Source organism: Acinetobacter bereziniae (genome assembly GCF_016576965.1).
Lineage (GTDB): Bacteria > Pseudomonadota > Gammaproteobacteria > Pseudomonadales > Moraxellaceae > Acinetobacter > Acinetobacter bereziniae.
Genome location: NZ_CP066119.1, coordinates 1,376,307 through 1,390,063 on the forward strand (window position 1 = coordinate 1,376,307; position 13,757 = coordinate 1,390,063).

12 protein-coding genes are annotated in these 13,757 nt (G+C 37.5%); 10 read left to right on the forward strand and 2 right to left on the reverse strand.

The window, feature by feature from the left end:
* Positions 1 to 141: 141 nt before the first annotated feature.
* From pepP to I9192_RS06300, 6 genes are all read left to right on the forward strand, one after another.
* Positions 142 to 1,464 (forward strand): Xaa-Pro aminopeptidase, encoded by a 1,323-nt coding sequence (gene pepP / locus I9192_RS06275; protein WP_005030462.1) that lies wholly within the window; start codon positions 142 to 144, stop codon positions 1,462 to 1,464.
* Between the two features lie 182 nt (positions 1,465 to 1,646).
* Positions 1,647 to 2,804 carry a tetratricopeptide repeat protein gene (locus tag I9192_RS06280; protein ID WP_227567563.1) on the forward strand — a complete coding sequence of 386 codons (1,158 nt, stop codon included), beginning with the start codon at positions 1,647 to 1,649 and terminating at the stop codon, positions 2,802 to 2,804.
* 270 nt (positions 2,805 to 3,074) lie between these two features.
* A complete protein-coding gene (locus I9192_RS06285; RefSeq protein WP_005030459.1) occupies positions 3,075 to 5,909 on the forward strand; it encodes a TonB-dependent receptor domain-containing protein in 2,835 nt (944 codons plus the stop codon).
* A 328-nt stretch (positions 5,910 to 6,237) separates the two neighbouring features.
* Entirely contained in the window at positions 6,238 to 7,449 is a 1,212-nt protein-coding gene (ubiH, locus tag I9192_RS06290) for a 2-octaprenyl-6-methoxyphenyl hydroxylase (protein ID WP_005030457.1), read from the forward strand.
* On the forward strand, positions 7,446 to 8,687 hold the full coding sequence (locus I9192_RS06295) for an FAD-dependent monooxygenase (RefSeq protein ID WP_200150217.1): 1,242 nt from the start codon (positions 7,446 to 7,448) through the stop codon (positions 8,685 to 8,687). The genes ubiH and I9192_RS06295 overlap by 4 nt, the downstream gene beginning before the upstream one ends.
* A 172-nt stretch (positions 8,688 to 8,859) precedes the next feature.
* Positions 8,860 to 9,111 carry a hypothetical protein gene (locus tag I9192_RS06300; RefSeq protein WP_004831732.1) on the forward strand — a complete coding sequence of 84 codons (252 nt, stop codon included), beginning with the start codon at positions 8,860 to 8,862 and terminating at the stop codon, positions 9,109 to 9,111.
* A gap of 72 nt (positions 9,112 to 9,183) precedes the next feature.
* Here the strand turns inward: I9192_RS06300 and lptA are convergent, their stop codons facing one another.
* Positions 9,184 to 9,630 (reverse strand): lipopolysaccharide transport periplasmic protein LptA, encoded by a 447-nt coding sequence (gene lptA / locus I9192_RS06305; protein ID WP_227567140.1) that lies wholly within the window; start codon positions 9,628 to 9,630, stop codon positions 9,184 to 9,186.
* 194 nt (positions 9,631 to 9,824) lie between these two features.
* A complete protein-coding gene (gene rsmI / locus I9192_RS06310; RefSeq protein ID WP_004831728.1) occupies positions 9,825 to 10,667 on the reverse strand; it encodes a 16S rRNA (cytidine(1402)-2'-O)-methyltransferase in 843 nt (280 codons plus the stop codon).
* Between the two features lie 10 nt (positions 10,668 to 10,677).
* On the opposite strand from rsmI, the gene I9192_RS06315 reads away from it, so the two are divergent.
* The 4 genes from I9192_RS06315 (at position 10,678) to I9192_RS06330 (ending at position 13,754) form a co-directional block, all read left to right on the forward strand.
* On the forward strand, positions 10,678 to 11,628 hold the full coding sequence (locus I9192_RS06315) for a penicillin-binding protein activator (RefSeq protein ID WP_005030451.1): 951 nt from the start codon (positions 10,678 to 10,680) through the stop codon (positions 11,626 to 11,628).
* An 11-nt stretch (positions 11,629 to 11,639) separates the two neighbouring features.
* The gene (locus I9192_RS06320) at positions 11,640 to 12,056 is read left to right on the forward strand and encodes a YraN family protein (protein WP_005030449.1); all 417 of its coding nucleotides are present in this window, start codon (positions 11,640 to 11,642) and stop codon (positions 12,054 to 12,056) included.
* Between the two features lie 107 nt (positions 12,057 to 12,163).
* Positions 12,164 to 12,868, forward strand: coding sequence for a BON domain-containing protein (locus I9192_RS06325; protein WP_004831722.1), 705 nt, complete (start codon positions 12,164 to 12,166; stop codon positions 12,866 to 12,868).
* Entirely contained in the window at positions 12,852 to 13,754 is a 903-nt protein-coding gene (locus I9192_RS06330) for an alpha/beta hydrolase (protein ID WP_004831721.1), read from the forward strand. Before I9192_RS06325 ends, I9192_RS06330 begins: the two co-directional genes overlap by 17 nt.
* Positions 13,755 to 13,757 lie beyond the last annotated feature (3 nt).

Here is a 13,757-nt window from a genome sequence, read left to right on the forward strand (position 1 = left end):
ATCTCATAGAATACTGCTGATTTTGTTTTTAAAATAAATGGATAAATATTGTTGTATTCGTATTTACATCTTACCCCATCAAACTGTAATTTAAACATTCACCAATTAATTTAATGAACTGAAAGATAAGCTGAATAGAGAATGAAATTAACTCAAGCAGATTTTCAGGAACGTCGTGACCGCCTCGCTGAACAAATGGGTCCCAATAGTATTGCAATTATCGCCACTAGTCCGGAAGTCATGCGAAATAGAGATGCTGACTATAAGTTTCGTGCAGACAGTAGTTTCTTTTATCTTACAGGTTTTGCCGAACCTCAAGCAGTAGCAGTGTTCGAAACAGATGAAACTGGTGAAACGTATATTTATAGTCTATTTTGCCGTGAGCGAAACCGTGAAATGGAAATTTGGAATGGTTATCGAGCAGGAATTGATGGAGCAATTGATGACTATGAAGCAGATGAAGCATATGCCATAGATCTGCTTGATGAAGAGATTATTGCCAAAATCCTCAATAAAGAAAAACTATTCTATCGGATTGGTCAACGAGCAGAGTTTGATGTCAAAATAACGCATTGGATTTCCAAAGCACAAGAATCCAGTCGTGGTTTCGGCGTGCCAACACAGCTTATGCAACTTGATCAGATTTTAGATGAAATGCGTTTGCATAAATCAGCTGAAGAAATTGAATTGATGCAAATCGCAGCAAATATTAGTGCGGATGCGCATACCCGTGCCATGCAAACAGTTCGTCCCGAAATGATGGAATATGCTTTAGAAGCTGAATTGAATTATATTTTCGGTCAGCATGGTTGTGTCCCTGCCTATAACAGCATTGTCGGTGGTGGTAAAAATGGCTGTATTTTACATTATGTAGAAAATAATCAGCCCCTAAAAAACGGTGATCTGGTGTTGATTGACGCGGCGTGTGAATATGAATGTTATGCTTCAGATATCACACGGACTTTTCCCGTGAATGGCAAATTTAGTCTTGAACAAAAAGCCTTGTATCAAATTATTTTAGATGCACAAATTGCAGCGATAGAAGCGATTCAAATTGGAAACTCTTATAAAGAACCGCATACGGTAGCAGTACGAATTCTGGTTGAAGGTTTGGTTGAACTTGGAATTATGCAAGGTGATGTTGATCAAATTATCGAATCTGAAAGTTATCGTCAGTTCTATATGCATGGAACTGGGCATTGGCTAGGTATGGATGTACATGATGTTGGTGCTTATAAAGATGACAATGGTCAATGGCGAACCTACGAGCAAGGCATGGTAGTTACAGTAGAGCCGGGTCTATATATTGCGCCAGATGATGAAACTGTCGAGGAAAAATGGCGTGGCATTGGTATCCGAATTGAAGACGATGTCGTGGCAACCGAACACGGTCCTTTGGTGTTGACCAAGAATGTTGTGAAAACGATTGAGGATATTGAAGCCTTGATGGCATCCCACAACTGAATATGTTAATTATTGATGTTCGACTGAGCCATTGCATTGAAATGGCTTTAACAAGCGCAATATTTTGACAATATTGCGCTTTTTTCTAAATTAAACATATCAACTCAATCATTTTTGATCTTGATCAGATATGAAGTTGCTTTGATACTTTGCTTAAGATTATAAAAACGATGGGTACTCGAATGACTGGAATGGTATTTCCATTCCAAGGTGACATCCAAGAAATCAAAACAATGATTTATACATGGATGCAACATGAAGTTGAAATTATTGAAAGCTATACTACAATTCGAATTGAGCTGATACACGATAACTTTGTAATTATTGATAATATCGATATTTTTTATTCAGCATATAATCACCCTGAGTTATGGCAAGAACTCGTTGTTGATTTGCCTTTTAACGATTGGATTATTTTCTTCGAATGTGTCGACAGTTGTGATAGTTATAGTTATCTGATTTACAAAAATAATCATGAAGTTAGAAGGATGCTACAGGAAGAAGATGAAGATCTGTATTTTGAGGGTGAGGTGCAAGATTTTGAGAAAGTATGGCTTGATTTTTCAATCTATTATGAACATGAATATGTAGAAAATGGGAAAATAAAAAAAGAAAAAATAACGGATCCTAAGTTTTCATTAGAGCACATTGAGGATCATGAAAATTATTTTAAATATTACCATATTACTTTAAAAAATCAGACGATGTATCACACAAGATTGGCTCGTGTATTGATGGTAGAGATGTTCGAACACTTCTTAGGTTTTGATATTATTGATGGTGATTGTAAGGTTAAGCAGTCTTTGAAAATTGATTACAACACAATTCCAGCGTATGACCGAATTTTAAAACGAGCAGAAAAGAACGATGTGCCGGCTCAGAATGAACTGGGCATGATGTATGAGCAGGGTCATGGTATTGAACAAGATATTGAAAAAGCACGATATTGGTACCAAAAAACTGCTAATCAAAATGATCATTGCGGGCAACTTCATCTAGGGTTACTTTTTAAAGCAGGAAAAGGTGTCGAAAAAGACCTAGAACAAGCTTTGCAATGGATATCTAAAGCCGCCACCAATGGAAATGCTGATGCGCTAACTGTGCTGGGGGAAATGTACGAATTGGGTGAAGGTGTAGAACAAAGTTTTGCTGAAGCAGCAATCCTTTACCGTAAGGCAGCGAAACAAAGACATGCTGTTGCACCCTATAAACTGGGTCTAATGTATGAGCATGGATATGGTTTTGCCGCGGATATCAAAATGGCAATGCGCTGGTACTATCAGGCAGCTAGTCATTTTAATGAAGATGCCCAAAAACGTTTGGATGAGTTGCGGAAATAATCGTTCGTTTTTATTTGAAATCTGAGATGCCAAAATATATTTCTTAACGTTGAGTTAAATAATAATTTGATATTTCAATAAGATCAGAGCATGTCTACAGAATTATTTCGACGAGAAATAGTCTTTTCTTTTTTGATTAAAGACTCCATAACTTAAAGTTAGAAGAAGGGAGTATTTTAAAATCATTGATGCAAATGATAATTATTATCGTTTACTTTTGTGATTTTTTGTGTATGATTTATTGTGTTTACATAATTGATGATAATTTTAATGAAAAAAAACACGAACTACACAAAACCTCTTATTTCTTTCAGGACTCAACTAAGCATCTCCATATTCGGCATTATTTTTTCACAGCACAATTATGCTCAAGAGACTCAGCAAAATGTATCTGCACTACCTACAATTGCAATTAGTGCATTACATGAAACACCTGTGGCATATAGATCAGGCAATATGGACATTCCTCGTACAGAAGATGATGTGCAGGCTTATACAGTAATTGAACGTGAGGAATTAGAACGTTCAGGGGCAACAACAGTCACAGAAGCAATTACAAAGCTACTTCCAATGGCAACATCAACCAATAATTCAGATTACTTTAGCGCTACCTCAAGCCAGATTAATCTACGAGGTTTAGGTACAAACCAAACCTTGGTGTTAATCAATGGTCGTCGTAGTGCAGGAACTGGAAATCGTGGTTCAGCAGAATCCACACAACAGCCCAATTTAAATAATATTCCGCTGGCAGCGATTGAAAGAATCGAGATTTTACCGACGTCAGCAGCAGCAATTTATGGTAGTGGTGCTGTTGGCGGTGTGATCAATGTCGTATTGCGTAAAGACTACGTGGGTACAGATTTAGATTTACGTTATGCCAATACAACAGATGATCAGCAGCCCGTGAAATCCTTTAACTTTGTCTCTGGTTTTGCTTTGGAAGAGGGACGTACTAACGTAATGCTCACTGCTTCGAAAAAGAGTCAGGATGGTTTATTAGACCGTGAGCGGGGCTTTAAAGATAAACAACGGCAAAGAATTTTAAAAAATAATCCAAATGCACTTATTGGTCCAACAGTAAATCCACCAGCAGGTGATCTCACCAATATTCGTTCCAAAGATGGTTCAGAATTGATTCCTGGAAGTGGTTCTTCAACTGCACATATTCCCAAGGGTTGGAATGGTGATATCAATACATTAGAAAAAGGTTATGCTTTAGGTCTAGGAAAAGGGGTAAGTAGTTGGTCTGGAGACTCACCAATTTTATATGATACAGATACTGAGTCTGTGGGAGTCTCAATCAATCGTGATTTTACTGATCGTTTCAATGTATTTCTTGAGGCAGGTTATGATCGTGAAAAAGGCTGGGGCTATAACAGTTCACCACATGGTTTTGGTGTGGTCACAGTAAGCAAAAACAGTCAATATAATCCATTTGGTAAAGATGTATTGGTCAACTATACGCTGAATGGAGACAGTTTCGGTGCTTGGGCGAAAGACACTTTTGAAACGACACAGAAAAAGGCTGCAACAGGTTTTATTTTTGATTTGACACCTAAATGGTTACTATCTGGTGATTATTCTTGGAGTAAATCGGATATTGGTCAAAGATATATCCGTAAAGGAAATGTAAATCCGAGAGCAACCCAATGGAATAAAGATACAGCCAATAATTTGATTGACTTCATTGAAGACTACACCACGAAACCGACTGATCTTATTCAAAAGTATTGGCATTATACTAAAAATAATACTCAGCAAACTTTAAATGACATGTCGATACGGGCAACAGGACCAATTGCGACATGGTATGCAGGGGATATTCGATTGGCGACCGGAATCGAACACCGACGCTATGCAAGTGAAGGTTATGCTGATCATCAGTATGTCGATAATCCTTGGGTTAAACCTACTGAACGTAAAACTCAAGCTTCAAGTGTGTATACTGAATTCAGTATACCTTTACTTTCATCAGATCATCATTACCGTTTCGCGAAGTCACTCGAGATGCAGGTAGCTGCACGTTATGAGGATTTCAAAGTATCAGCAAAAGTACCTCAGTATGATCCTAAAGCTGATCCTACTACAGGTTATAAGTCTAATTTTTTGGGCTATAGTGACTCAGGAACTGCTAAATTTGATGCTATTTCACCAACGATTGGTTTTAAATTTGAGCCTAATGATCAGATGATGTTCCGTGCTTCATATAGTGAAGGTTTTGTTACGCCAACAGCAGGGCAGTTAGCATTAGAGACGGTCAGTCAAAATACTAGCACTTCACTTAAAGATCCTGTTACAGGGAAAATATTGGATATGACCACAGATATTATTTCAGGCGGTAATCCAACGATTACCCCTGAAAAATCGAAAAGTTATAATTTTGGTGTGGTCTTGACACCAGAGATAATTGAAAACTTGCGGTTATCTGTGGATTATTATCAGATTAAAAAAAGTAATAATATTACATCGGTAAATGCACAGTATATTTTGGATAATCAAAATAAATACGGCAATCGAATAAAACGTGATGCCAACGGTGATATAACGTCGATAAATACTGCAGTCTTCAATGCATTAGGACTAAAAACTAAAGGGATTGATACTAATTTAAGTTATGCTTTCGACAGTGCAGTCGGAAATACTTCGTTTAATTTAGGGTATACCTATGTCAGTGAATATAAGCAACAAGACACTGCCGACACGCCTTTTGTTGATTATGTCGCAATGGCAAGTAGTAATGATTATCCATTAAAGCATCGTGCCAATGCATCAATCTACCTGAAACCTAACGATGTATGGGCTTTTGGTTGGGCTACACAGTACTATGGTTCATATACTGTAACTAATGCAACTGCAATTTTAAATCAGACAGGAAAAGATATCAAAACTCTAAAAATAAATGATCAGTTATATCATGATATTTTTGCCAAAGCTAAATTGCCGTTTGGCAAATCTAATAAGGTTAACGCTGCAGAAGTCGGTTTTGGCATCCAAAATCTATTTAATGACTACGCGGTTGATTTATCTGGTACAAAAGGTTATCTGAGTAAATATAGTGATTTAAGAGGTCGTCAGTATTATCTCAATCTTAAACTATCGTTCTAGTCCATGTCTTACATGAGATACGTGAGATAACTAAAGTATTCTAATATTGGTTGTGTTCAAGCGCATATCGATTAAACAATCGCTTCGTTTGATTGTCATCCTTTTAACAACTTTAAGGCTGTGATTTAAATATAATAAATTACAGCCTTATTTTTTTATATTGTTCATTGATTGATTATCCCATTTTTAAAATAACGTATTGATTCAGTACAAATGATAGCAACAATTTCCTATTTCAATATAAAAATAATCGCGCTTGATGTAAGATAAAATTCATCAAGATCATAAGTATTCAGTAAGCTGAATCACGTATAGAAAGGATCAAAGCATGCAACAAGAAGTCATCATCGTTGGCGGTGGAATGGTTGGGCTGAGTTTGGCTCTCATGTTGGCGAAAGCGAATATTGCGGTAAAGCTCTTAGAAGCGGTGAAATACCCAAATTATGATGACAACAATGCTGTAGCTTATCATTCAAGTTTTGATGCTCGAAATACAGCACTTTCACGTCGTACTGTACAAATTTATCAAAAGCTCGGTTTGTGGAATGCTTTACAAGAGCATGCAACCCCGATTCTTGAAGTTCATATCACAGAGCAAGGCAGTTTCGGTAAAGCCCGTTTAAAAGCAGATCAAGAAAAAGTCGAAAGCTTTGGGCAAGTGATTGAAAATGCATGGCTTGGACGGGTACTTCTTACTCAGGTAAGACAACAACCTCTTATAGAGTTGATTGATGGTGTGCAAGTAAACTCTTTAAAACAAGACAATGACTTTGTTTATATAGAAGCAAGTCGTGGTGAAGAATATAGTCATTCAATCAAAGCTAAATTGGTGATTGCAGCAGATGGTCGAGACTCTTTTTGCCGTCAAACCTTAGGCGTCGGTGTGGATGTACATGATTATGATCAAGTTGCAATTGTCACCACTGTACAAACGTCTAAACCGCATCAGCAAGTGGGTTTTGAACGCTTTAGCCACTTAGGTCCATTAGCATTATTACCTTTGCCTGGTGAATGCCGCCGTTCAGTTGTTTGGCCGGTAAAAAAAGGAACAGAGGGTGAGTGGCTAGGGGAAGAGAATGATCAACATTTTCTGGATGCCTTACAGCAAACCTATGGAGATCGTGCAGGTAAATTCCAAAAGACAGGCAAACGTTTTAGTTTCCCATTGTCACAAGTGCTGGCAGATAAACAGGCGGTTGGACGTGTGATCTTAATGGGAAATGCGGCACATACGATTCACCCTGTGGCAGGGCAAGGATTTAATCTATGCATGCGTGATGCTGATGTATTGCTGCGTTATATCACAGCACAAATGGCTAAGTCTGAAGATATAGGTGAGCCTGAGATGTTAAAGGCATACGAACAGGCTCGCTTAACAGATCAACAACGGGTCATCAAATTTTGTGATTCGGTTGTACGAGGCTTTAGTAATCAGAATCCAGTTTTAAAATTATTACGTAATACAGGGTTGGTTGCATTTGATGTCATCCCTGGAATAAAACCCTTGGTTGCCAATTACGCAATGGGGTTAAAAGCATGATAGAACAAAATGTTTTAGATGTTATTGTTATTGGTGGCGGTCTGGTAGGCGGTTTAACCGCATTACTTTTGGCGCAAGGCGGTGTTCAAGCAACAGTATTAGACGCAGCACCCATTTTAGACGAGCAAAAAGTTTTAGCCCAAGCGAATCCACGAGTTTTGGCACTCAGTCAAGCAACCATTCATTTACTTAAAACTGTGAATGTTTGGGATAAAATTGCCCGAAAGATGCCTTATACAGGGATGCAAGTCTGGAATAAAAATGGTTATGGAGAAATTAATTTTGGTCAAGAATCCATAAATTTTCCGACGGATGAACATAGTTTAGGTTCAATGGTTGAACCCAGCTTATTAAATCTCGCCATTCAACAACAAATGCTGGAACAATTAAACGACTATCGTACCGAGGTGAAAGTCGTTCGTGTTGAACAAGGCGTTGGTTGTTGGATAATCCATCTTGCAGATGGCAGTCAGTTAAAGACCAAATTAGTCATTGGGGCAGATGGGGCAAACTCATTTGTGCGTGAGCAGGCTTTTATTGATTACGATATTCTTGATTATCAGCAAGCAGGTTTGACTTGTGCGATTCGTACCACACAACCGCACCATTATGTGGCTCGTCAAATTTTCCATCCAACTGGTCCTTTGGCATTTTTACCGATGGCGAGTTTGAATCCTCAACAAGCTGGGCATTGGATTTCAATTGTCTGGACACTGCCTGATGATTATGCAGATGAATATGCCAGTTTGAATGATGTAGATTTTTGCCAGTTGCTCACCCGTGAAAGTCATCATATGTTGGGTGAAATAATTGAAGCAACACCACGTGCAAAATTTCCACTCAAAGCACGCGCAGCGCAGCGTTATGTCAAGGAAGGGTTGGCATTGATTGGTGATGCAGCACATGTGATTCATCCTTTGGCCGGGCAAGGAGTGAATATAGGTTGTTTGGACGCGGCAGTGCTTTGTGATGTCTTATTGCAAGATAAAAAGCGTGGTGTGTGGGCACACCAACAGACCTTAAAACGTTATGAACACACACGTAAAGGGCAAAATGATGCCATGATGCATAGCATGTCGATGATTGGTTTCTTGGAAACTGCTGAATTCTTTCCTATGATCTGGGCGCGTAATTTTGGACTGAAACAAGTGGAAAATACTCCGCTTTTAAAAGATCAATTTTTAACAAAAGCCAGTGGATTAGAAACGTTAAAAAGCACGCAATATGCCATTTCATGAGTTGACTGATACTTTTTAAACAATCATTTAAACAATATTACGAATTTGATGAAAAAAAACACGATTTTATGTATCTAGAGACTAGTCGAATCCGCAAGAGATTGGTACATTTCTCTGTAAAACATCACCATTTTTTGGATGGTAAATTGACGTCGTTGATGGGGAGTTCAAGATGACAGATACAAATGATTATGATGATAATTCAGAAGATCATGCAGTTGACGATGATGAAGCTAAAGCAGCGGAAAAAGGTGCTGCGGTAAGTGAATCAACGGTGTCTGATACAGATTTGGCTGAAGCAGAAACACTCACGGTGACTGCGAAAAAAAGACAACGTGAAGCATTAGAAGATGAAATCGCTGCATTTTTAGCGCGTGGTGGAAAAATTACTGAAGTTCCCCCTGATGAATCTGCAAGAGATTGATTTTAAAAGCACCGTCAGGTGCTTTTTTAATGTCTCTAAAATTTGATTAGGGGCGGTTGATTGATTCAACATTTAAGGTTGCATGATGATTTCGACACGTTGTTGATCATTCCCAATTGCTTCAAAGTCATTACTGATTAAATCATAAGTAATTTTTGAACTTTTAATTTGTTGTCCAACATCACTTCTAATCATTGCATTACCTTCTAGAGTGATTATTGATTTTTTCGCATCGAAAATCATTTTATTTGCAGAAGCCTGAATGTTTTCTTTCGTTTTATAGATTCTCTTATTCAGTTTTAGAGGGGTGCCAAAAGCGATGATAGACACAAGTTGTTTATTTTTATCTTGATTGAGCTGTATTTCATTTCCTGTGATCTGCATACTTCCTTGTTTAGCGCTAAAGTTCCCTTTGTAATAGCCAGAGGAGTTATGGATATTAAATTGAGCAAAATCACCTGACAGTTGAAGTGGCTCATTAAAATCCGGATCTTGTGCAGCAAATAAGGATGATGTCATCAGCCATGACAATAAAAAGAGTCGTGGTTTTGATATTTTAAAAATTTGAATCTTTGGTTTATTGATCATAAGTTAAAATTTCTGATAAATAAAAAATAAATGTTCAATCATATTCTTAGATACATTGAGGAACAGCCACTAAACATTCTATTCCTCAATGATGATCATTCTACTTTTATTGTTATATCACGTGATTATTGATTGGTGAGTTCTAACGCTCGTTGGTAAGCAATTTTCTTTTTGATACCCATTAAATCAGCTGCGAGTTGCGATGCAGCTTTAACAGATAAGTCCTGTAATAATCGTGTGAGTAGTTGATCTAACTTATCTTGTTCAACATCTTGATCTTTGGCATCAGGTAGACCACCGATGACTAAAACGATCTCACCTTTTTGTTGGTGATGATCATTTTCAATAAAACTCACCAATTCACCTAGCGTCATTTTTTTAATAGTTTCAAAGGTCTTGGTGATCTCGCGAGCGAAACCGACGGGGCGTTGTTCACCAAAAACCTGAGCCATATCTTTGACACTGTCTAAAATACGGTGGGGCGCTTCATAGATAATCATGGTTTGCGTTTCATATTTTAATTTTTCTAGTTGTATTAAGCGCTGAGATTGTTTTGAAGATAGAAAGCCTTCAAAACTAAAACGGTCACTAGGTAAGCCAACAGCACACAAAGCTGCAATTGCAGCGCAAGCGCCCGGTACAGGAATGACACGGATTCCATTGTCTTGTGCAGCACGAACCAATTTAAATCCAGGATCACTAATGAGCGGGGTTCCAGCATCACTGACCAGTGCAATATCTTGACCTTGCTTTAATTTTTCGATAAGTATATCAATTTTGTTACTTTCATTATGATCATGACACGCTGTAAGTGGAGTTGAGATATTATAATGTTTTAATAATTGAGCGGATTGGCGGGTATCTTCTGCCGCAATAATAGAAACCGACTTTAAAACTTCAATAGAACGGAAAGTCATATCATCTAAGTGCCCAATTGGGGTCGCTACGACAAATAATTGAGCACTCATAAAGGTCTCCATGAAAACTAAGATAGTGTTGAACAGTATTAAAAGACTGGTATGTTTGGGAATAATTGGATTTACAATCCAAGTTCACGCAGAAATTCTTGTTATCTTACCTGAAACAGGTCCCATGTCGCGAGCAGGTTTAAGTATCAAACAAGGAATATTGAATGCATCTCATGCATCCAAGAACCAAATTCCATTAAAATTTGTCGATTCTGATCAAAAAACCATCAAAACCATATTGAAGCAAAATGTGAATAAAAAGACCAAAATGATTATTGGTCCTTTGGCACGTCCAGATGTAGAAGCATTGATTAATTTAAAACCCAAAGTTCCAGTGCTTGCTTTGAATGAGGTGTATCCGACCCATAAAAATGTTTGGCAATATAGTCTGTCTAAAAATGACGATGCTTTAGCACTTCTGGATTATATTCAGCATGATAAAGTCAGCAAACTCTATGTTGTTCGTGAAAAGGGCACTGAGGCAGAATCAATCAGCTTTTTAAATGCACTTTTCGCAAATTATGCAGGAGAAGTTGACCCAGTAGATGCGATGCCAAATACGACCAAAGCAAGTGAAGGTATTTTATTGCTTGGGTCAAATCAATGGTTGGCAAATTTAAAGAAGTTAAAGAAAAAGAATATTTATACTCAAGCGATCGCCGTAAATGAAAGTAGAACATTACCGAAAGGCATGAAGTTCTGTGATGTGCCTGCTTTGTATATCAAAGAATGGGAAGATGTGGTGAAAGCCTATAAGGATCAACCAAAGTCATTACCTTACCAACGTTTATATGCGTTTGGTGGTGATGCTTGGTACATTGCTGAACAATTTGTGTTAGATCCCAATGTCAAAAGTCTAACCTTTAATGGGCGGACAGGAAAAATTAAAATTGAAGGTAATCGCGTTGAGCGCATTCCACAATGTTTTGAGCGCTCTAAAAATAACTTAGTGCCCTTATAGTTGAATGATCGATGGCTAAAAATAATTTAGGGCAATGGGCAGAGCATGAGGCAGTAAAAATACTGCGGCAGTCTGGCTACACGATTGTCAAATTGAACTATTTTTCTCGCTTTGGCGAAATCGATATTATTGCTGAGACACAGCAAGAATTAGTTTTTATTGAAGTGAAAGCCAGAACGTCAAGCTATAGGGGATATGCCTTTGAAGCAGTGAATTTGATTAAGCAACAAAAAATGATCAAAACAGCGTTTAGGTTTTTACAAGAATATCCGCAATATGAACAGTATTATTGTCGTTTTGATGTAATTGGGTTTGATTTACATCATAAAATTGCAAAAAACGTACAGCAAGACTTAACTAAAATCTCTTATGATCAGTCTTGGATTGAAAATGCATTTACTTTGGATGCAGACTTGATTAATCTGTGATGAAGAATTGCCTCACAGTTTTTTATCAAAAAAAAGATATGTTCCAACATCTTAATGAGTAATCAGGATGTTGTGTTGTCAGTTAAAATCATTAGGAGTCTTGCTGAGTGTTAAAGCGTATTGTCATCACCATGATGTGTGTAGCAAGTTTGTCTGGTTGCGCTAGTTTTATCTCAGGTGGTACTGGTTCTTCACCAGTGGGAACAGAAAGCGGTGTCCGATCTTTAGGGCAGGTTTTTATTGATTCTTCTATTGAGCGTACTGCGAAAATTAATCTATATAAGCTGGATGCTCGATTTAAACAATCTCGTGTAAATATTAATAGTTTCCATAGTAATGTTTTACTGACTGGACAAGTGCCTGATGCACATTTAAAGCAGCTTGCCGAAGACAATTTACGTGCAATGAGTGACGTAAAAGCGGTACATAATTATTTAACTGTTGGCAATCAAATCGGCTATAGCACGATTATGCAAGACGCTTCTGTAACCGTAAATACGCGTGGCTTAATCATGAAAGCGCCTGTCGTTTCTGATAACAAAGTTTTGGTTCATACTGAAGATGGCGTACTGTATGTTTTGGGTCGTTTAAATAATGCTGAAATCGCAGATTTAAATGATGTTCTACAAAAGGTTGGAAATGTGACTAAAATTGTGACCTTGATTGACAATGTTGAGCAAGCAAATAATTCAGTTCAAACTTCATCGTTTACGGCACCTGTGGTAAACAATGCACAACAACCAGATGTGCAAACTCCTGTTGCAATTGATCCAGATGCTTCAGGGCAAAACAATAATGTTATCCAACAATAGATTAGAATTGCTAAAAATTAAACTTGATAAGCAATTTCAACAGCTTAAAGTTAAGTTTAAAGCACATTATCAAGATTTTCGTTTATATGATTTAGGCAGCATAACGATCAATGGACTAACCCCTAAAAAGGGGTATTCCATAAAATCAAACATTGCTTATGGTTTAAAAGCTCGACAACGTTTAGATCTATATCTTTCCCATCAAACACATAACAAAGCTTTAATTGTTTTTGTACATGGTGGTGCTTGGAATCATGGTGATAAAAGTGCCTATAAATTTGTAGGTGAAGCATTTAGTCGCTATGGCTATAACGTTGCGATTATGAATTATCATTTAGCACCTGAACATAAGTTTCCAAGCTATGTTGATGATTTAGCCGTTGCTTTGAATTATCTTGAACAACAGCAAACACGTTTAGGGATTACTACAGATAAAATTGCACTCATGGGGCATTCAGCTGGGGCATTTAATATTGCCTCATTGCTTTATCATCCCAAAAGTTATGCTTTGGCGCTAAAACCAAACATCAAAGCCATGATTGGAATTGCGGGACCTTATCATTTTGATTATAAAGGTGATGCTTTGGCTGAAGATGCATTTGATCAGGCGATTCCATATCAACAAGTGATGCCTTATTACTTTGTTGCCAAGAATGATGTAAAGCATTATTTATTTCTGGCTGAAAATGATCAAATCGTAAAGCCTTCAAACTCATTTGATTTCAAACAACAATTACATGAACAAGGTAATCATTGTGAAATCTTGACGATTCCTAAAACGGGACATATCTCGATTATGGGAAGTGTTTCGAGTTTATTCAGTCGTTTCTTTATGACACGATCGGAAATTATAAAAGTACTCGATGATGCAATGAACAAAGCCTAGCAA

Bases quoted from the DNA above. Each gene is read 5' to 3' on its own strand.
- lptA (WP_227567140.1), bottom strand. From the start codon at position 9,630: ATGACATCATCCTTATTTGCTGCACAAGATCCGGATTTTAATGAGCCA.
- I9192_RS06280 (WP_227567563.1), top strand. From the start codon at position 1,647: ATGACTGGAATGGTATTTCCATTCCAAGGTGACATCCAAGAAATCAAA.
- I9192_RS06315 (WP_005030451.1), top strand. From the start codon at position 10,678: ATGAAAACTAAGATAGTGTTGAACAGTATTAAAAGACTGGTATGTTTG.
- ubiH (WP_005030457.1), top strand. From the start codon at position 6,238: ATGCAACAAGAAGTCATCATCGTTGGCGGTGGAATGGTTGGGCTGAGT.
- I9192_RS06300 (WP_004831732.1), top strand. From the start codon at position 8,860: ATGACAGATACAAATGATTATGATGATAATTCAGAAGATCATGCAGTT.
- I9192_RS06320 (WP_005030449.1), top strand. From the start codon at position 11,640: ATGGCTAAAAATAATTTAGGGCAATGGGCAGAGCATGAGGCAGTAAAA.
- pepP (WP_005030462.1), top strand. From the start codon at position 142: ATGAAATTAACTCAAGCAGATTTTCAGGAACGTCGTGACCGCCTCGCT.
- I9192_RS06285 (WP_005030459.1), top strand. From the start codon at position 3,075: ATGAAAAAAAACACGAACTACACAAAACCTCTTATTTCTTTCAGGACT.
- I9192_RS06330 (WP_004831721.1), top strand. From the start codon at position 12,852: ATGTTATCCAACAATAGATTAGAATTGCTAAAAATTAAACTTGATAAG.
- rsmI (WP_004831728.1), bottom strand. From the start codon at position 10,667: ATGAGTGCTCAATTATTTGTCGTAGCGACCCCAATTGGGCACTTAGAT.
- I9192_RS06295 (WP_200150217.1), top strand. From the start codon at position 7,446: ATGATAGAACAAAATGTTTTAGATGTTATTGTTATTGGTGGCGGTCTG.